Annotated in this window: 10 protein-coding genes; all 10 read left to right on the top strand. The window is 37.2% G+C overall.

Features of this window, described 5'->3' with window-relative positions; genetic code table 11:
* The first annotated feature begins 12 nt into the window (after positions 1–12).
* The 10 genes from AC6BKE_RS24215 to AC6BKE_RS24170 are packed head-to-tail and all read left to right on the top strand — an operon-like array spanning position 13 to position 21,456.
* Positions 13–1,656 (top strand): (2,3-dihydroxybenzoyl)adenylate synthase, encoded by a 1,644-nt coding sequence (locus tag AC6BKE_RS24215; RefSeq protein WP_058843374.1) that lies wholly within the window; start codon positions 13–15, stop codon positions 1,654–1,656.
* Positions 1,653–9,455: an amino acid adenylation domain-containing protein gene (locus AC6BKE_RS24210; protein ID WP_499858177.1), complete on the top strand. Its 7,803-nt coding sequence runs from the start codon at positions 1,653–1,655 to the stop codon at positions 9,453–9,455. Before AC6BKE_RS24215 ends, AC6BKE_RS24210 begins: the two co-directional genes overlap by 4 nt.
* Positions 9,452–10,420: an ABC transporter substrate-binding protein gene (locus AC6BKE_RS24205; protein WP_342535024.1), complete on the top strand. Its 969-nt coding sequence runs from the start codon at positions 9,452–9,454 to the stop codon at positions 10,418–10,420. Before AC6BKE_RS24210 ends, AC6BKE_RS24205 begins: the two co-directional genes overlap by 4 nt.
* Positions 10,421–10,434: 14 nt before the next feature.
* Positions 10,435–11,193: an ABC transporter ATP-binding protein gene (locus AC6BKE_RS24200; RefSeq protein ID WP_499858176.1), complete on the top strand. Its 759-nt coding sequence runs from the start codon at positions 10,435–10,437 to the stop codon at positions 11,191–11,193.
* A complete protein-coding gene (locus tag AC6BKE_RS24195; protein ID WP_330493083.1) occupies positions 11,177–11,941 on the top strand; it encodes an ABC transporter permease in 765 nt (254 codons plus the stop codon). The genes AC6BKE_RS24200 and AC6BKE_RS24195 overlap by 17 nt, the downstream gene beginning before the upstream one ends.
* 11 nt (positions 11,942–11,952) lie before the next feature.
* Positions 11,953–12,990, top strand: coding sequence for a methyltransferase (locus AC6BKE_RS24190; protein WP_499858175.1), 1,038 nt, complete (start codon positions 11,953–11,955; stop codon positions 12,988–12,990).
* A 1-nt stretch (position 12,991) separates the two neighbouring features.
* Positions 12,992–18,508 carry an amino acid adenylation domain-containing protein gene (locus AC6BKE_RS24185; RefSeq protein WP_499858174.1) on the top strand — a complete coding sequence of 1,839 codons (5,517 nt, stop codon included), beginning with the start codon at positions 12,992–12,994 and terminating at the stop codon, positions 18,506–18,508.
* Positions 18,492–19,616 carry a saccharopine dehydrogenase NADP-binding domain-containing protein gene (locus AC6BKE_RS24180; RefSeq protein ID WP_036121580.1) on the top strand — a complete coding sequence of 375 codons (1,125 nt, stop codon included), beginning with the start codon at positions 18,492–18,494 and terminating at the stop codon, positions 19,614–19,616. Before AC6BKE_RS24185 ends, AC6BKE_RS24180 begins: the two co-directional genes overlap by 17 nt.
* Positions 19,613–20,695 carry a Gfo/Idh/MocA family oxidoreductase gene (locus AC6BKE_RS24175; RefSeq protein ID WP_499858173.1) on the top strand — a complete coding sequence of 361 codons (1,083 nt, stop codon included), beginning with the start codon at positions 19,613–19,615 and terminating at the stop codon, positions 20,693–20,695. The genes AC6BKE_RS24180 and AC6BKE_RS24175 overlap by 4 nt, the downstream gene beginning before the upstream one ends.
* The gene (locus AC6BKE_RS24170) at positions 20,686–21,456 is read left to right on the top strand and encodes a thioesterase II family protein (RefSeq protein WP_051891633.1); all 771 of its coding nucleotides are present in this window, start codon (positions 20,686–20,688) and stop codon (positions 21,454–21,456) included. The genes AC6BKE_RS24175 and AC6BKE_RS24170 overlap by 10 nt, the downstream gene beginning before the upstream one ends.
* The last annotated feature ends 35 nt before the right edge of the window (positions 21,457–21,491 follow it).

Below are 21,491 nucleotides of genomic sequence, written 5' to 3'. Positions count from 1 at the left end.
GAGGCGAAAAGGATGTCTCAGCAAATGGATTGGTATTTACAAGAAGTAGAACGATATGAAGAATTGGGCTTTTTAAGAAAGAAAACATTAATGGAAGAGCTTGACATCATTGCTCAACGATTTCCGCATCATCTGGCAGTAGTGGAAGGGAATCGACGCTTAACTTATGAAGAGCTGCTTCAAGAAATTGAGCAATTATCGACAGGCTTTTTATCTTTAGGTTGGCAGCAGGGTGATCGGGTTTTAATGCAGCTACCAAATACAATTGAATTTATTACTGTTTTATTTAGTCTGTTAAAAATAGGTGTGCAGCCTGTTTTGATGTTGCCATCCCATAGAGAAGTAGAAATCGATACAGTTGCCAAAATGGTTCAGCCAATAGCTTATATATGTTGCAGTAGTTATCTAGGTTTCCAGTATGAATGTATGGCCGCACAGGTAATTCCTCAGCATAAAAGTATTCGATATATTGTGACGGTTGGGGAATCCACCATACAGTGGCCAGCATCCTATACACATGTAACAGTAGATCAGCTGAAAGAAAGGAACTATTCATTAGCAATTAGCGCTTCACCTCACTATAGAGATACTGCATTATACTTATTGTCTGGTGGCACAACAGGCATTCCCAAAATAATTCCGAAAATACATGAAGCTTATGCCTATAATGCATTCGCCTCTGCTGAAAAATGTGGAATGACTCCTGAAACGGCATACATGGCTGTACTATCGATTTCACATGATTATCCGTTATGCTCACCAGGTATATTAGGTACTCTTTTTACAGGTGGAAAAGTGGTATTATGTCAAACCTCTAGCTTTGATGAAGCATTTCATGAAATCGAAAAAGAACAGGTGACACATACCGCCATTGTACCAACAATTGCTAGCCTTTGGTTAGAAGCATTTGAATGGTATGAAGATTTGAATATGTCGAGCTTAGAGGTGGTCTTAATTGGCGCTGCTCATATAGAGCAGGAAATGGCTGTTCAATTTATGAATACATTTCACTGTAAAATACAACAAGGATACGGACTCGGCGAAGGGATTACTTGTTTCACAGCATTAAATGATCCTGTGGAAATTGTTACAAGCTGTCAAGGGCAGGCAATTTCGATAGGTGATGAAATAAAGATTATAGATGAGCTAGGAAGAGAAGTTCCTCAGGGTCAGCTTGGAGAATTGGTGGCAAAAGGTCCGTATACATTTGGCGGATACTATCAAGCATCTGCTTTAAATGCGGAAATTTTTACCAAGGATTACTTTTTACGTACTGGTGATAAGGCTCGTATTACATCAGATGGAAATATACAAATTGTCGGTCGAGTAAGGGAGCAAATTAATCGTGCAGGTGAAAATGTTATACCATCTGAAATTGAAAGTTTTTTACGTACACAGCCAATGATAAAAGATGCTGCTGTTGTTGGTTTACCAGATAAGGATCTAGGAGAAAGCATTTGTGCATTTATAGTGACCGATGGACAAAGAATGGAACGAGATGAGATATGTAGTTATTTATTTCATATAGGTGTTGCTCCATATAAACTTCCAGATCGAATCATATATGTTGAGCGATTACCGTTTATAAATGTAGGGAAAGTGGATAAAAAAAAATTAAAACAGATGGCTATGGAAAGTGAGGCGTCTATGCATTGAAATTAGAAAGTGATTTAGACATCATCCGAAATCTAGCATTAGAAGTCAATCAACTCCTCGGTATAAAGAAAGAAATACGCGCGGATCAAAATTTATTGGAGTTAGGCTTAAACTCCTTACAAGTCATGAAATTAGTCAGCAAACTAAAAAAAGCTGGCATTACCATTACTTTCAAAGAATTAATATCGGAACCTTATTTGAGCGCTTGGTACGAATTATTAAAGAGAGAGGCTGTCCATTCAATAAATAGTGATAACTCCCTATTAGAAAATCAAGATAAAACAATACCTAATATGTATGAGCCATTTCCATTAACAGATGTACAATATGCCTATTGGGTTGGGCGACAAAGCAGTCAATATTTAGGTGGAAATGGCTGTCATGGTTATATGGAAATTAACGGTCAACATATTGATATAGAGCGGCTTGAATCGGCATGGGCCATCATTGTTCAGCATCATCCTATGCTCCGTGTTAAGTATACGGAGGATGGCCAACAGCAAGTTTTAACAGCATCCCCTTTTACAGCTATTGCTGTTCACGATTTAACAGCATGTTCACAAGACGAGGTTAATCAACAATTAGAAGCTATTCGTGCGAATACTTCACATCGGCTATTGGCAATTGATCAAGGGGAAGTAGCTCGATTACAGCTATCTCTATTGCCTGATGGTAAAACGCGACTTCATTTCGATATCGACTTACTTGTAGCTGATGTGCAAAGTTTCCAAATCATTTTACATGATTTAGCGGCCGCTTATACTAGACAACAAAAACCAAAAGCACCTGAAAATTGGAACTTTGCGAAATATCTTTATGATAAAAAATTAGCAAATGCTGATGAAGAACGTCATGCCGAAGCCTATTGGAAAAACAGGTTAGCCACTTTACCATTAGGTCCTAAACTACCGTTGTCAAACAATGCTGCGTTGATACAACACGAACCTAAATTTACAAGAAGAGAGTACTTTTTAGAAGATACTGCTTGGAGCAAGCTGCAATTGATTGCGTCTCGTTATAAAGTTACTCCTGCGATGGTATTGTTAGCAGCTTATGCTTACACATTAAATAAGTGGAGCAGTGAATCCCGTTTTCTTATGAATATACCATTGTTCAATCGAGATACTTTGTCTGAAGAGCTAGAGCATGTTGTAGCTGATTTTACTACCTTGTTATTATTGGAGGTTGATAGTGAAACACAACAGTCTTTTTTAGCCTTTACAAAAAGTTTACAACAGCAATTTCATCAAGATATGAACTATACGGCTTATTCAGGGGTCAAAATTCAACGAGATTTAGCTAAGTATCACCCAGATGAAAAAGTCTTTGCTCCAATCGTTTTTTCATGTAATTTAGGTGTACCACTTATTAATGAAGAATTTAAAGATGCATTTGGCAAGATTCATTACATGATTTCTCAAACACCTCAAGTTTGGTTAGACTTTCAAATGTTTGATATGGATGGTGGTTTATTATGTATTTGGGATGGTTTAGAAGACATATTTCCATCAGGCTTATTGGATGACATGTTTGATCTGTTTATCAAAACCATTCATTGGTTAATTGAAGACGAACAGCATTGGCTCCAACATCCAGCTATCGAAACGAAAGCACAAATAGCAAGACGTCAAGTAATAGAAGATTCCATAGTAACAGATTCTGCACAGTGCTTGCATACGTCTTTCTTTGAAATAGCAAAGCAACAACCATATGCTATAGCGCTAATAGATGGGATAGACCATCATGAAATAACTTATAAACAACTGTCCTTACAGGCGGAACAGGTGGCTGCCACATTGTTACATAACGGCTTTAAAAAAGGTGATCGAGTAGCGATTTCATTGCCGAGAGGATTAGAGCAAATTCAAGCAATTTTAGGGGTTTTGGCTATTGGGGGATGCTTTGTTCCAGTACATGTGACACAGCCAAGTGAACGCTATAAAAAAATTATGGAAAAGGCTAATGTAAGCTTTATCTTAACAGCTGCTCCCTATGAGGCAAAATATAAAAATATTGATCAAGTACAAGTTATTAAAATAGAACAAACACAACAATTTGGTCATGTGACATTGCCTAAAGTGGATGTAAACAGCTCAGCTTATATTATTTTTACATCAGGCTCAACGGGAGAACCAAAAGGTGTGGAAATTAGTCATAAAGCAGCTTGGAATACAATTGCAGATATCAATCAAAAATATAACATAAGCATGGAAGATCGTATTTTAGCAGTATCCTCATTAGATTTTGATTTGTCTATATACGATATATTTGGTCTTTTGAGTGTTGGTGGCAGTATTGTTCTTCTTTCAGACGATACGGCTCGAAACGCTGATATTTGGTTAAAGTTGGTTCGTCATTATCATGTTACACTATGGAATTCTGTACCCGCTTTATTGAAAATGTTTTTAATAGAGGCAGAAAGTGCAAAATTAATTTGTTTAGATTTACGTATCGTCATGCTGTCAGGTGATTGGATTAACTTAGATATTCCTGACCGATTGTTAAAAGTAGCACCGAGAGGTTTATTAGTAGCGATGGGTGGTGCGACAGAAGCGGCAATCTGGTCCAATTACTATAATGTTGATCACCCGTTACCAGCAAGTTGGCGATCTATCCCTTATGGAAGACCATTGAGAAATCAGTTTTATAGAGTGATTGATATAAATGGAGAAGATTGTCCGAATTGGAAAGCAGGAGAATTGTGGATAGGCGGCGCTGGTATAGCCAAAGGGTATGTAGGAGAACCACAATTAACTGCTGAGCGTTTTATAGAAGAAAAAGGTATTCGCTGGTATAAGACAGGGGATAATGGGCGATTTTGGCATAATGGGCTTATTGAATTTTTAGGAAGAAATGATTCCCAGGTAAAGGTACGGGGTCATCGTATTGAATTAGGTGAAATCGAAAGTGTTATGCGAAGCTATGAGAAAGTGGAGGATGCCGTTGTCACTGTCAGAGGAGAGGAAAGCCAATATTTAGCTGCTTATATTGTAAGTTGTTCAGAAAAAGAGCAGGTACAATCTATAAAGAACAATAAACCCATGATTGATTGGTCTAACATAGATCAATTAAAAGCGTCAGGGTATTTTTTAAAAAATGTAAATGAGAATGAATATCGTTATCGATTATTTAAAAATTATTGTACCCACCTCACTACGGAAACGATTTGTAAAATACTTGTCAGATGTGGTTTTCCAATAGAAAAAGATGCAAGCTACAATAGGATAACGATCATAGAGCGAGAAAAGATCAACAGTCGATATCAAAGCTTAATCGATCAATGGTTTAGATTTTTAGAAAAAAACAATATCGTTTCATGTGATGGACCAATTATTCATAATAAACAATGCTTAATCGTCCAAAATGAAGAATCGTTTCATCGTTTAAATAAAAAACAAACAACATATATAAATGAATTTATTTCTGCCTTTTTTGAAAAAAGCTATGCACTTTTAACTGGTGAAATAGAGCCTTTAGAATTATTGCTTCCTCATAATGTACACACTTTAGAGCAATTGACAGATAACCTATCTAATGGAAACAAACAGCAAGAAGTATTCATAAACTTGATTCAAACGGTATTAAATCATCGAATAGAACGTCAAGCACCACTCAAAATATTAGAGATTGGGACGCGTCATATCAACACACTTCAAATAGTAATGGAAGCATTTTCGACAGATGAGCTACATTATACGGCTACAGATGAATCCAACTATTTTTTAAGTCGTGCTCAACAAATTGTAGGGTCACAGCCGAATATCCATTACAAAATGCTTGATATAAATAAGTGCCCGATTTCTCAAGGCTTTGTAGATGATGACTATGATGTGATTGTGGCTTCTCACTCTTTACATAGAGCAGCCCATATTAGAAATTCACTTAAACATTTAAAAAAGCTATTAAAGCATGGCGGTTTATTCATTCAATTAGAAATGACGGAAAATAATCCTCTGCAATTAGTCAGTACAGCATTTTTAGAGGATGGCTTTACACATTATGAGGATGAAAGGGCAAAGACATGCCTTCCCTTATTATCAGAAAATGATTGGCTTTCAGTATTGACAGACGAGGGCTTCACCAATATGACGACGCAGTCTATTGATACCGCGTTTACACAGTATTTATTTGTAGCGCAAGTTGAACGACAATCAACATTAGATTTCCAATTAGAACCACTTCACCGTTACTTAGAACAACGATTACCAAACTATATGATTCCACAAGTCATTATTCAATTAGAGCAGTTGCCTATTACTGCTAATGGAAAAGTAGATCGAGCAGCATTACCCATCCCTCAACAAGAGCAAGCTGATCTAGCTAAAAAGGATTTTATTGCACCAACAACCTCAATCGAATTGAGATTAGCACAAATATGGAAAGAAGTATTAGGGCAAGAAGCCATTAGCATAGACGATCATTATTTTGAGCTTGGTGGAGATTCATTATTAGCTACTCAGCTTAGTGCAAAAATAAAAGAGCAATTTGCTGTCAAAATGAGTTTAGAAGCCATCTTTAATCAACCAGTGTTTCAACAAATGGCCTTGTTATTAGAGGAACTAGTGTGCCAAAAGTCAAATGAGGACTCGGAGAAAAGGTTACCAAGTATAGAGCCTAATGAGCAGGATCGTTTTAAGCCGTTCCCATTAACAGACGTTCAGCAAGCCTATTGGTTAGGCCGTAGCGGCATTTATGCGTACGGGGATGTATCTACTCATTGCTATTTTGAAATGGATTGTTCTTCCCTCGATCATGCAAGGGTGGAGCAAACATGGAATCGTCTTATCCAACATCATGATATGATGAGAGCCATTATTTTAAATGATGGACAACAGCAACAAGTCCAAGAATTTGTAGCGTATTATTCCATTGCTTCCTATAATCTTACGAATCTTTCAGCAGAACAACGTAAAGAACAGCTTACGTTAGTACGCAGTGAGATGGAACATCAAACTTTTATTCCGAGTGAGTGGCCATTATTTGATATTCGTATGTCGGCCATTAATGAACAAAAAACAAGAATCCATATTAGTTTTGACAATATCATTTTTGATGGCTTTAGTATGTTCTATTTATTTAAAGAGTGGAAGCGGCTATATGATGATTCTTCAGCAAAACTACAAACACTTCAAACGACATTTAGAGATTATATACTGGCTTATCAAAAAATTCGAGAGACCGAAATGTATAAGCGGGATATTCAATATTGGCATCAGCGAATTGACAATATGTATCCAGCACCTGATTTACCACTGCTTGATTATAAAGAAGATTTATCTAACTGTAAATTTACAAGATACGAGGAAAAGCTATCGACAGAAGAATGGCTAGTATTAAAGCAATTGGCTGCCAAAATGAACTTGTCACCAGCCTCGTTGTTAATAGCTGCTTATGCTGAAACGTTAGCGAGATGGAGTAGCCAACCGAAATTTACGATTAATCTTACTCGTTTCCATCGTGTGTTGTTCGAACCAGATGTTGACCAGCTCATAGGTGATTTTACATCTCTTAATCTGTTATCTATTGATATGTCAAAAGGAGAATCTTTTTTAGAGCGTGCAAGAACTGTTCAAAAGCAATTATTACAGGATTTAGAACATCCTTATGTAAGTGGTGTTTATGTCGAACGAGCACTAGCAAAAAAATGGAATCGACAAATGGGGATTATGATGCCCTTTGTCTTCACGAGTGGCTTAGGGCTTGAAAAAAATAATGGGTCTACAACAAAAACTAGCTATTTAGGGGATATTGTATATGGATTATCTCAGACACCTCAAGTTTGGCTAGATCATCAAGTTTCAGAGCAAAAGGGTGAATTATGGTTAAGCTGGGATGCCATAGAGGAGCTTTTCCCGCAGTATCTAATTCGCGACATGTTTGAAGCATACACACGTATTTTAAAGGAGCTTGCTAGGAAAGAAGACTTATGGCAACAGCCAATTAGGAGTCTTGTATGTTTCCCATGTCAAGAGCAAGAAGGGAAATTGAAAGGACCAGACACAGCTATCTCCGACGAGACATTAATCAGTCTTGTTGAAAAACAAATAGCAGCAAATCCTACTAATCTGGCAGTGATTTCGGAAGAAAAAAATATGACGTACGAACAGCTAAGTCATTTAACGAACCATACTGCGCAAGCAATACTCGCAATGGATCGTACTAAAGGAAGATTAGTTGCTGTTGTTATGGAAAAAGGATGGGAACAGATAGTTGCTGTTTTAGGCATTATGAAGGCAGGGAAGGCATATTTGCCGATAGATTGTACAACACCGATTGAACGGATGAAATTTCTTTTACAGGAAGGAGAAGTTCAATCCATTGTGACGCAAGCACATGTGCTTAAACAGCTACCTTTTTTAAATGATTATCATGTGACAGTCATTGATCCTGAATGGGCACATCAAGAATGTTTTATTACTAGTCCTGAATTATTGTCTTCTGATTTAGCGTATGTCATTTATACTTCTGGTTCTACTGGGAAGCCGAAGGGGGTCATGATTGATCATCGAGGTGCAGTGAATACGATAGTAGATATTAATGATCGACTTGGCGTTTGTGCAGAGGATCGCATTCTTGCGTTATCTAACTTGACGTTTGATTTATCGGTCTATGATATTTTCGGTTTACTTGCTGTTGGAGGAGCCATAGTAGTACCACGAGCTGAGCGCATAAAAGATCCCGTTCATTGGAATGAATTATTGCAAACGCAGCACATTTCCATTTGGAATACAGTACCTGCCTTTATGCAAATGCTGGCACAATATACTAAAAATATAGAGTTTTTCACATATCCAACATTAAGAGCGGTACTACTGAGTGGAGACTGGATTCCAATAAGCTTGCCAAGTGAAATTTGGGAAATTGCGCCAAAGACACGAATTTTAGGATTAGGTGGTGCAACAGAGGCGTCTATATGGTCGAATATTTTCGATATACAAACAGTAGATGGGAATTGGAAGAGTATTCCATATGGGAAACCTTTAGCCAACCAATATTATTATATTTTAAATGACCAAATGGCGGCCTGCCCTGTGAATGTACCAGGAAATTTATATATCGGAGGAGTAGGGCTTGCAAAAGGCTATTGGAAAAATGAAGAGCGTACAAATGAGCAATTTTTAATTCATCCAATGACAAAAGAGCGTCTATATGCTACAGGCGACTTAGGGCGATATTTGCCTGATGGCAATATTGAATTTTTAGGAAGAGCAGATGCACAAATCAAATTAAATGGCTATCGGGTTGAAATAGGCGAAATAGATTATCACTTAGCTAAATTGCCTTGTGTGAAGGAAGCAGCAACCATTGTTCATGAACGTAATGGAACAGCAATACTAGTGGCATATGTAGTATTAGAAGATGAACAAGATGGACTAAATAATGAACAATTTAAACAATTACTTGCCCAAAAATTGCCTCATTATATGTTGCCTACAATCTATAAATCTATTGATAAAATGCCTCTATCAGAAAATGGGAAAGTAAACCGTAAGTTTTTACAACAGTTACCATTGAATGAGCAAGAGCTGTCAAAGAAGTATAGAGCACCTTATACAGAGATGCAAAAAGACGTAGCAGCAATATGGGAAGAAATATTATCCTACGCACAGCCTGGACTTGATGATGACTTTTTCACATGTGGAGGTAATTCTTTAATGGCCATTCAAATGATTGGAAAAATAAAAGAGCAATTCACTATAGAGCTTTCTATTCAAACACTATTCACGCATACACGCCTTGAACAACTAGCAGCATATGTTGAAGAGCAAAGTGTCACTATGGAGGAAGGAGCTCTATGAGACAGCATCTCCTTGCCCGAATATGTTTCATGATTATCATGATGGCTTGCATAAGTGGCTGTAGTGAAGAAACAAAAATAGCTAAGCATTCTTCATTAAAAATAGGTGTGTTACGAATCGATGATAGTCTGCCTTTATATGTAGCTGAGAAGGATCAACTTTTTCAAAAATATGGTGTCGATGTTGAGCTTATAGAGTTTGGCAGTGCTTCTGACCAATCCAAGGCGATGGAGGCTGGTGAGCTCGACGGCATGATGACTGATATGATAGTCCAAAATTTAATAAAAAAAGGAGGCTTGGATGTTAAAACCATTGCATTAGCATTAGGTGCGACGGAGAAGGAGGGAAGATTTTTAGTCGTTTCTTCTCCGCAAAGCGCTATTGTTGAACCGAAACAGCTAGAAGGACAATCTGTAATGATCGCTGAAAATACAATGATGGATTATCTAATGGAGCAATATGAGCGCCATTTAAAACTAGAATCCTCCCAAATAACAAAAATTCATTTGCCGAATCTTTCATTACGTGTAGATGCCGTATTAGCTGGAAAAGAAGCGCAGGTAGCTATACTACCAGAGCCATTGGCAAGCTATGCAGTTGCCCAAGGTGCAAATATTGTCATTGATGATACAAAGCTTGGCGAGAACTTTTCCCAATCAGTCATCGTGATGACACAAAAAAATATAACAAAAAATAGAGCTGAGGTTAAAAAATTTCTGGAAGCCTACAATGAAGCCATTAAACAGGTAAATCGGCAGCCAGAAAAATACTTTGAGCTTGCCTTACAAGTGGCGAATGTACCAGAAATTTTAAAAGAACAATATACAGTTCCAGCCTTTACGCCTAATCGTGTACCAGCACAAGAAAATATTGAGCGTCTTTCGGATTGGTTAGTTTCTAAAGGATTATTAGAGCAAGCTTTTTCATATGAAGAGCTAGTAGAGACATCCTTAGAAGAACAGTAAAAGGAGGATAGGCCATGTATCAAATTCAGCATGTTGACTTAGCATACAAATCAGCCTCAGGTATGGTGAACGCTCTGCAAAATATTAGCCTTCATATATCTTTAGGTGAATGTGTAGCTATTGTTGGTGTCTCAGGTAGCGGAAAATCCTCATTTTTAAATATTGTAGCTGGCTTGGAGAAACCGACTAAAGGAACCATTTATTTTGATGGTAAAGAACTGAAAGGACCACAGCAGGAGATAGCGATTATTTTTCAAAATTATGGCCTGTTTCCATGGAAAAGCGTGAAAGCTAACATAGCTCTCCCTTTAAAGCTTGCTAAACGCTCTAAGCAGGAAAGGGACAGGGACACACAATTAATTTTATCGCAATTGAATATTCACGATTTGCAGAACCGCTACCCTTTCCAACTATCTGGGGGGCAGCAGCAGCGGGTTGCCATCGGTAGAGCTTTAATTCAAAAACCAAAAGTCTTGTTAATGGACGAGCCGTTTTCTGCGTTAGATATTTTAACGAAGGAGCAATTCATGCAGACATTACAAATAATACGTCATGAAAGAAATTTAACCTTACTATTCGTGACACATAATATTGATGAAGCGCTGATGATGAGCGATCGAATTGTTGTATTTCACACGAATGGAAAAACAATTGCAGGCATTATTGAGAATGATTATCAAATAGAGGAGCGTCATCATCCTGCTTGCATGTATCGTCAGCAACAGCGGATTAAACAATTATTAAAGGGAGAGCCCTGTGAAGAAGACATATAGTATAGTGATTGCTGCCATCATGATTATTTTATTATGGCATCTGTCTAGCATTGCATTAAATAAACCTTTTTTACCTTCTCCCTTTAAAGCAGGACTATCATTTTTAACAGTAGTAACAAACGGTGATTTAACACCACATTTTGTCATTAGTAGTTATCGAGTAGCTATTGGTATTGGCTGCGCTCTTTTATTAGCGATTCCTACAGGATTACTTATGGGATGGAATAACAAAATAGACCTCATATTAAGTCCTTTATTATATGTGCTCTACCCTATCCCGAAGGTTGTTTTTTTACCAATTATTCTTGTGTTATTTGGATTAGGCGATGCCCCAAAAATCATTTTAATTGCCTTTGTTCTTTATTTTCAATTAGTCGTAGTCATCCGTGATGCAGCGAAGGGAATTCCTTATGATCAGAAGCAAGTTATCCGGTCATTAAATGCTACAAAACTACAAACATTGTCTCATTTGACATTACCCTATTGCTTACCGAGTGTAATGACTTCTTTAAGGGCTTCATTAGGAACAGCATTAGCCATTCTATTTATAGCAGAAACTTTTGCATCTTTTAGCGGATTAGGATATTACATTTTAAATCGAATGGATAGTAGAGATTATCTAGCTATGTATGCAGGTGTGATAGGACTAGCTTTATTGGGTGGAGGGTTATATGCCCTTATTAATATCGCAGAAAACACTGTTTGTAAATGGTATAAATTGATGGCAGATAATAGCAGTAACCATTAAGGAGAAAAACTATGGATATACAAGGAAATATGATACGTTCAACGATTCAAGGCTTTTCTACATCTTATTTGCTCTATACAGCTTGTGAATTAGGAATATTTGATGCCTTATATCAAGAACGAAGACATGTATCGTTATTGGCAGAGGAATTAGCAATTGATGAAGACATACTCTTTCGTTTTATGAGACCATTAGTGGCTTTAAAGTATGTGAATGAAGAAAAAAATTATTTTAATTTGCTTCCTTTAGGGGAACGGTTGGCAGGACAAGCAAAGGATTCTTTAAAGGATTTTCTGCTATTTACTGGGAGACAAGCAATGCCTTATTGGTCAAAACTATGTGAGGCAATAAAAATGAACAAAATCCCATATCAATTAGTAGAGCAACAGCCTTATTTTCAAGCACAAATACAGCAAAACGAAAAATTTGAAGTGTTTCATAATATGATGAGTAAAACAAGTGAACAGCTTCAATTAGACACCTATTTCGCAGCAAAAAAGGATTGGCACTGTATCAAGACAATTATTGATATTGGTGGTGGATCTGGAGAGATAATTGTGAAATTTTTGGAATATTATCGCAATGCTCAAGGGGTTGTAATCGATTTACAACATGTTCAACAAAAGGCGGAGGAGAAGCTGGCACTTTACGGTTTCGATAGTCGATGTACGTTTCAGGCAGGAGATTTTTTTCATGCAGTGCCACGATCAGGTGATCTCTATATTCTATCGAGAATTCTCCATGATTGGGAGGATGAAGCAGCAATTACAATTTTACGTAATATTGCCGAAAGTATGAGCGAAAATTCTGCACTAACTATTATTGAAAAAATATTACCAGAGGTCATAGAAGGAAATGCCTCGCATTTATATATGACGGATTTAAATATTTGGACGATGTGCGGAGGCAAGGAACGAACACAATCGCAGTTTGAAGCGTTATTCCATCAAAGCGACTTAAAGATCAAAGCACTTTATCCATTAAAGGAAGATGACTATCTAATAGAAATTGTCAAAAAGGACTTCGAATATCAGGAGGGCATAATATAATATGAAAAAATTAGTAGCAGAGTATCGCGAATTGGGCGTAAATCTTTGGGTAGAAGATGGGAAATTACATTTTAAGGCTCCAACTGGTGTACTTACACATGAACGGAAAGAGCGGTTACGACAGCATAAAGAGCAGCTTCTTGACTTTTTACAAAAAGAACATCAGCCAATCACCCATGATGCAGAAAGACGTTATGATTCCTTTCCACTTACAGATATTCAATCAGCTTATTTAGTAGGAAGAAGCGGCAATTATCATTACGGTGGAGTAGGCTGTAAAGTATATGCTGAACTAGTTGGTACTATTTTTGATCCTATACAGCTTGAAAAGGCATGGCATCATGTCATAAAGCGTCATGATATGCTTCGTGCGATAGTGCATCAGGAGGGCTATCAGCAAGTACTAGAAAATGTAGAGCTTCCAGCTTTACAGGTTATTGATTTAACAGAGGAAGCATCTGAAGCTGCGAATCAACGATTATTACAAGTAAGAAATGAGCTATCTGTTAAACAGTATGCTCCTGATAAGTGGCCATTGTACGACCTCGTCCTGACACAGCAAAAGAATCAAAGTACTGTTCATCTATCCATTGATATGTTAATTGCGGATTTTGTCAGTATCAATGTATTAATAGCTGAATTAGAACACTTTTATTATACAGAAAATACGCCATTACCAGCTTTAGACATTCAATTTAGAGATGTCATGACCCAACAATATGAACAAAAACATAATCGATCGGCAGCCTATGACAAAGCTAAAAATTATTGGACTAGCCGTTTAGAGACTTTTCCAGAAGCGCCAGAGTTACCAGTTGTAAGTGACAAAATGGATAGTCATACCGTTCGTTTTGAACAATTTAATTTTTTATTACCGAAACACGAGTGGCAAAGTTTAAGTCAGAAGGCAAAAGAGCATCGACTAACACCATCTAGTATTATATTGACGGCTTTTGCTGAAATTATCGGTGTATGGTCAAAACAATCGCATTTTTGCTTGAATATTACGATGCTTAACCGTCCTACTATTCATGCTCAAATTCATGATATAGTTGGAGACTTTACAACGATTAATCTATTAGAAATATATGCAAAAAGAGATAGAGCTTTTTATGAGCATGCGGCTGAAATTCAACAGCAGCTCTGGACAGATTTAGAGTATCGAGACTTTTCAGGAATTGAGGTATTGCGTGAATTAAAGCGACAGCGCAATCGAGATGTTATTATTCCTGTTGTTTATACAAGCACATTAGGTGCTGAGGTAAATAGCCATATGTCTGATAATGAGCCTAAGTTGAAGTTAGCCTATAAAATTAGTCAGACCCCTCAAGTGTGGATTGATTGTCAAGTATCTGAACAACCAGATGGGGTATTGATAAATTGGGATGTACGAGAGGGCATTTTTCCAAATGGTTTAATGGATACTGCTTTTCAGTTTTTTGTGGATCACCTAACAAACCTGGCAAATAACGAGGGAGCGTGGACTGATTGCGATGTGATAGGCTTACCAGAAGCAATGCAAAAGGTTAGAAATGAAATAAAGAATACAACAGTTAATTTACCTAAAGGATTACTGTATGACAAAGTGCTAGATGCCATTACACAATATCCTAAAAATAGGGCTGTTTATGCAGATGGCAAATATTTTACATATGAGGAGCTCGGTCGCTATGTATTTGCTATTCAACAGGCATTGCTGAAGGAAGGTGTACAGCAAGGGGATTTTGTAGCCATTGATTTACCGAAAGGGATTTGGCAAATTGCTGCTGTATTAGGAACATTAACAGCGGGTTGCGTGTATGTACCTTTAGAGAGAGAGCAACCGATTGCACGGAAGAAAGATATTATCAATGAATCGCAAATCACATTTATTTTAAGTCATAGTCATTCTAGTAAATTATACGAACAAGATGCTCTTTCTTTTATTAGTGTTGAGCAATTAAACGTTGTATCAGAAGCACAATTAGTTCCTGTACGTGTAGAGGTTGAGCAGCCAGCTTACATTATTCATACATCAGGCAGTACAGGTAAAGCAAAAGGCGTTATTGTCAGTCATAAAGCGGCGCTAAATACAATAATGGATATGAATCAGCGTTTCCATGTAACAGAGCATGATCGAGTTTTAGCCATTGCTAATTTAGCATTTGATTTATCCGTATACGATATTTTCGGCTTATTAAGTGTTGGTGGTAGCATTATATTACCAGAGCATAAACGTCATAAAGATCCAAAACATTGGCTGGAACTTATAACATCTCAGCAGGTCACTATTTGGAATTCAGTACCAGCTCAAATGCAACTTCTTTCCGCTTATATGCAGGATACGACAACAACTCTTCATAACGTATTGCGTCTAGTATTTTTATCTGGTGATTGGATACCTGTTACATTACCTAAACAAATGGCACATTATTTTGAAGAAGCGCAATTTATCAGTCTTGGTGGAGCTACAGAAGCAGCCATCTGGTCTATTTATTATCCAATAGATATGAATACGGCTTATAAAAATAGCATTCCTTATGGTAAGCCATTGGCCAATCAAAATTTTTATGTGTTGAATAAGGAGCTAGAAGAATGCCCTGACTGGACAATTGGTGATTTATATATTGGAGGAGAGGGGCTTGCCACTGGCTATCTACACGATGAAAAAAATACTACAGCGAAATTTATAATCCATCCTTACACAGAAGAACGGTTATATGCCACTGGCGATTTAGGCAGATACCGACCAGATGGTGTGATTGAATTTTTGGGAAGAGAAGATACGCAAGTAAAAATTCATGGGCACCGCATTGAACTAAGCGAAGTTGAAAGCTCTCTACAACGGATGCAGCAGATAGAGCATGCTGCCGTAATTGCAAATAAGGATTCGGCAGCAAAAGAATTTAGTATTTCAGCATTCGCGCAAGCAAGAAAAAATACAAATGAAGTCACAACCTTCGTTCCTTCAGACAAGTTAGCGGCTATAGTGAAGACTGCTGGAGATCGAGCAACTCATGCTGTAGATCGCGAGCTATTTGCACAATGGTCTACAATTTCCAATTGGACAGCCGTCCTAGATATTATGAAAACATTCCAGGACTTAGATATATTTATAGATGATCGAGAATTTTCTTTTAGTGAGATTCAGCAAATTGTGAAAGTTCATCCCTATTATCATCAGCTACTCAGACGATGGCTGAATGTGTTATGTAAAGAGAATCTTATTCAGCAAAATCCAGCTACGACAAACTATTATCTAATTCATACAGATTTACCGCATAATGCTTCAGCAATGTCTTGGCTACAATGGAGAGAAATTGAGGAAAAAATGCAATATGGTAAAAAGCTTGTGGATTACTTTGAGGATTCAAGTAAACATCTTCTAGGTTTACTTCGGGGCGAAATAGATTCGTTAGATTTATTTTTCCCAAAAGGCAGCTTTGAGATTGCCTTAGCAGCATATAAAGACAATCTGATTAGTCGTTCATTAAATCAAGTGACGATTCAAGCTGTTCATACGATTATAGATGAATTTAGAGCGAGTTATCCAAATAAACCATTTCGAATTTTAGAAGTAGGAGCAGGCGTAGGTGGTGTAAGTTTAGAGTTAATACCGTCATTAGATCAAAAAAATGTAGAATATGTTTTTACAGATTTATCACAATTCTTTTTAAATGAAGCACGTAAATCATTTGAACCTTATAAGTGGGTTACATATGGTTTGTATGATATCAATCAATCCTATTGGTCTCAAGGAATTCAAGCATCTTCCTTTGACCTGATTTTATGTAATAATGTTTTACACAATGCTAAAAAAGCACCACAAGTGCTACAGGCTTTTAAGGAAATGACAGTGGAAGGTGGGGCATTGATCGTGGCGGATACAACAGGGGAAAACTATTCCCTCCTTACATCGATGGAATTTCATGCGGGTCTAAATGATTTTGAAGATTTTCGTAAAGACAATGATCAAGTATTTTTTAATCGTGAACAGTGGCATGAGTTATTTGCAGCAGCACAAATGGAGATAGCGGGTGTATATCCTACCCCAAATGATCCATTATCAGCAGCCAATCAGGCAGTATTTGTTGGTCAGTTTAGAGGTGAACGCAAGCGAATTTATGCGAGTGAGATTCAACAATATTTAGAAGAACAATTACCAGCATATATGCTCCCAGCGCATATTGAAGTACTTCGTGAATTACCGTTATCTGAAAATGGTAAAGTGGATCGTGGTGCGTTACAAAGTCGCTTAGAAGCATCTAATCCATTTATTGCACAATCTGGAGAATCCCCACAAAGCGATTTAGAGAAAAGAATTGCAGCTATCTGGGCAAAGGCATTAAATCGAGAAAGTATTTGGCGTAATGAAAACTTCTATCAAGCAGGTGGTGATTCATTACTAGTGGCACAAATTGTGGCCGCCATGAGAGATACACTACCAGAGGTGAAGCATTGGGAGTGGGATCAATTAATGGTAGAGATTTTACAAACGCCAACCATTGCAGAGATTGCAGAAAAGATAAGTCACTCAGTGGAAAATCATCAAACAGTGCAGGATGAAACTACTTCAGATAAGAAAACGTCTTTCGTTATTTTAGCTGAAGGTGAAATGGGCAGTAACATGAAAGTTCTATTTCATGATGGAACAGGGACACTTACACCATACAATCAATTGCTCCCTTATTTAATAGAAGAATCTAATCGCAAAGATACGATAGCAGGGTTTATTTTTGGCGATGAAGCAGATTATTTAGCCTATCCATCTGAATCACTCATTCAAAGTTTAGGGCAAAAATATGCCAAACAATTGTTAGAGCTAAATGCTGCAAGCTATGAACTGATAGGATACTGCATGGGTGGACTTATCGCTATTGAAACAGCAAAGGTGTTACTTGCAGAGGGTGTTCAAGTTGAACCAGTCATAACTATAGATACTACGCCGTGTGATGCCAAGCTTCGAAATGATTTATTAATGGAAAGAACATTTGGTTTATTAATAGGTGCAGATCTTGAAAAAAGCGGTCATGCTGTTGACGATGAATTACTCAAAAAAGCATTACAAGATTTAATCAAAAAAGAAACGAACATGATTACGATTGAAGATTTATGTGAACTAACGGGAGAGTTCACACCAGTTGCACACTGTTACCAAAAGCTTGCTAGTAAGTCACCTGAACAAAGATTGGTAGATTTATATACGACTGTTCCAGCTTTGCAGGGTGATATTTCTGCCTATCAAAAACAGCGAATGGAAACGCTATATCAAATTTTCTGTCAAAGCTTTAAAGGTGTTGTATCGTATGGAACAGAGCCTTTCATGGGAGATGTAGCTGCATTTAGCTGTATCGATAAAACGTCATCCTTTTTACCAGTCATGGGTACAAGAAATGAAGAATTTTGGAAAGAGATTACATTTGGTCACTTGAATATTATACCTATAAATGGCAATCACATTACCTGTTTACAAGAGCCATATGTGAAAGAGACTGCTCATTTACTGCTTAAAGGAGTTAGTCATGAACCATCAATTTAAAATAGGAATTATTGGCTACAGTGGATCCGTTGGACAAGCAGCTGTACGATTTTTAAAGGATAAATATCCACTACGCTGTGGTAGTAGAAGTGGCAATAAAGAACATGCTCACTCACATGAATATATAGATTATAGGCAAGTAGATATATATGACCAAGAGGCGCTAGAGACATTTTGTACAGGATGTACAATTGTATTAAATTGTGCAGGCCCATCGTATAGCATTATTGATAGAGTAGCACAGGCTACAAAAAAAGTGGGAGCCCATTATGTTGATGCATTTGGTGCCGATTTGTTGGAAAAAAAATTTATGCAGCAGGAGCTAACGAATATCATGATTCTTTCAGCAGGAAGTTTTCCCGGTTTATCTGGGATTCTTCCTCGTTTATTAGCTCAAGAAGGGTTTGATCAAATAGAGAAAGTAATCGGCTATGCAGGTGGTGAAGAAACATATAGTAAAGGAGCAGCTGCTGATTTAATGCTTAGCTCCATTTATGGATTTGGCACAGCGAATGCCTTTTATAAGAATAAAGAAATAGTACGAGATACTGTACAGCCAGAAAAAATAAATGTCACCATTTATGGTGAGGAAAAAGAAATCTATACTCAAAGGTATATAACAAATGAAACCATCCGCCTCGCAAAAAAGCTACAGATAACTGAAGCACATTGGCATAATATGTATCCAAATAAAGCTGTTTTTTCATTATTACAACAAGCATGTATACGATTGGCGATGAAAAATACATCAGAACATTTACATCAAATTATAGATGAATTGATGGAAAGACTCACTGTATTCCCTGTGCGGCAAACATGGTACACCGTTATCATTGAAATGATTGGAAAGTATCAGCAACAGCCAATACGACGAAAAGCTCAATTACTTAGTCAAAATAGCTTTATGATTAGTGGCATTATTTGTGCATTATCTGTAGAAGCAATTATAGAAGGAATGGTGCACGAAAATGGTGTTTATTGGGCATATGACGTATTAAACCCTACTATTGTGATGCGAGAATTGCGTGTGCAGGGTGCGATAGAAGATTTTAGCATCACTTCACATTCAGAAAATCATGTAAGCTTGTTGGAAGAAGGGATATTATGAGACCGTTAAGGGTAGTGGTTTGTGGTACGAAATTTGGAGCGTATTATGTGCAGGCAATTTTAAACTTACCATCTCATTATAGGCTTGTAGGTATTTTATCTAAAGGTAGTAAACAGTCGGAAGAGCTTGCTAATACATTTAATGTACCGCTTTACACCGATGTGGATGAAATAACAAATGAGCAGGTGGATGTTGCCTGTGTTGTTGTTAAATCGACTATCGTGGGTGGAGCAGGGACAAGCATTGCACAAGCGTTTTTAGAAAAAGGTATACATGTTATTCAGGAGCATCCAGTGCATGAAGATGATTATTTAAAGCTAATTAAAAGTGCGAAAGCTGGTAATTGTAAGTATCACTTGAATAGTTTTTATCCAAATGTTGATGCCGTATATGCCTTTTTACAAACAGCGCAAACATTAAGAGAAGCCAGCGACATTATTTATTTAGAGGCGGCGTGTAGTATCCAAGTATTATTTCCAATGCTTGATATTATCGGACAAGCACTTGGGGGCTTACAAACTTGTACACTTGAACCAATTAATAATCATACAGAGCATGATCCCTTTTATACGCTATCTGGACAAATCCGGGATATTCCAGTGACGTTACGCATTTTCAATCAAATGGATTTAGCTAATCCAGAAAGTAATATTTATTTGTTGCATAGAGTGATTTTAGGAACGAACAGAGGAACATTGTATCTACCAGACCCGCATGGATCAGTACACTGGATGCCATGTATGAGCTCATCATTAAACGAGTCAACTATATTTAATAAGAAAAGAGACAATAAATTCTTAAGCTATCCGGTTGAGGAGATTGTCTTTCCTGCACAAAATACGAGCTTTGAAGATTTATATATAAAGGTATGGCCAAAAAGTGTTGAACGCTCTCTTATAACATTTTCAGAAGAAATTTGGAGTCGTTCTTACTTCAATCAAACAACACAATATTATTTAACAGCTTGTAGATTATGGAATAATATTGGGAAGAAAATGGGGCCGTCCCAAAAAGTCTATATACAGGAACGAGAGCCGTTAAGAATGAGGGATATTAAGGGAGAAAAAGAATGGATATGATGAATGTGAAAAAATGGTTTCCTTTTGTGAAAGCGTTAGATTATGGTCATCCTTGTAAGCTTTTTTGCTTTCATCACGCTGGTGGCAGTGCAGCCATTTTTAAAAATTGGAAAACATGGGAGAGGAACTTAGCTGTCTTTCCGATCGAGCTACCTGGAAAGTCAACAAGAATAAAAGAACAGTACATGACAAATTATCATGATGTCATACCACAAATTGCAGAGGCTATTCATCAAGTGACAAGCCAAACACGAATTTATTTTTATGGTCATAGCATGGGAGCTATTCTTGCATTTAAGACAGCCTGTTTGTTAGAAGAAAAATATAAGAGAAAGGTGAATTTATTAATAGTAGCTGGCCGCCATGCCCCACAGGATGATTTTCCTGATGACTATCAAACAACGATGGACGATAGTGAGCTCATTCAAGAGTTAAAAAGAGTAGGTGGTACACCGAATGAATTGTTAGAAAATGAAGAAGTGCTGCAATATATTTTACCTATTGTAAAAAATGATTATCGCTTGAATGAGTCGTTTGATTATCAAGACGAATTATTCCATGGCCCGATTCTTGCACATTGTGGAACGAATGATCCTGATGCACCAGCATGTAATGTGAAAAATTGGCAAGTTGTCACGACTAATACCTTCCATTTGAAAGAGTTTTCCGGAAGTCACTTTTTCCCATATGAAAATAAACAGGATTATTATAAGGAGTTAGAACAGAGTTGTCAGGAAAACACCTGTCATATGAGTTATTAGTTACGCAAAGAATATATATAGGATACCTTAAAACG

It is taken from the genome of Lysinibacillus sp. COL-1, assembly GCF_059814265.1.
This window is presented reverse-complemented; position numbering and strand designations above follow the sequence as displayed.

Bases quoted from the DNA above. Each gene is read 5' to 3' on its own strand.
- AC6BKE_RS24215 (WP_058843374.1), top strand. From the start codon at position 13: ATGTCTCAGCAAATGGATTGGTATTTACAAGAAGTAGAACGATATGAA.
- AC6BKE_RS24205 (WP_342535024.1), top strand. From the start codon at position 9,452: ATGAGACAGCATCTCCTTGCCCGAATATGTTTCATGATTATCATGATG.
- AC6BKE_RS24200 (WP_499858176.1), top strand. From the start codon at position 10,435: ATGTATCAAATTCAGCATGTTGACTTAGCATACAAATCAGCCTCAGGT.
- AC6BKE_RS24190 (WP_499858175.1), top strand. From the start codon at position 11,953: ATGGATATACAAGGAAATATGATACGTTCAACGATTCAAGGCTTTTCT.
- AC6BKE_RS24185 (WP_499858174.1), top strand. From the start codon at position 12,992: ATGAAAAAATTAGTAGCAGAGTATCGCGAATTGGGCGTAAATCTTTGG.
- AC6BKE_RS24180 (WP_036121580.1), top strand. From the start codon at position 18,492: ATGAACCATCAATTTAAAATAGGAATTATTGGCTACAGTGGATCCGTT.
- AC6BKE_RS24175 (WP_499858173.1), top strand. From the start codon at position 19,613: ATGAGACCGTTAAGGGTAGTGGTTTGTGGTACGAAATTTGGAGCGTAT.
- AC6BKE_RS24170 (WP_051891633.1), top strand. From the start codon at position 20,686: ATGGATATGATGAATGTGAAAAAATGGTTTCCTTTTGTGAAAGCGTTA.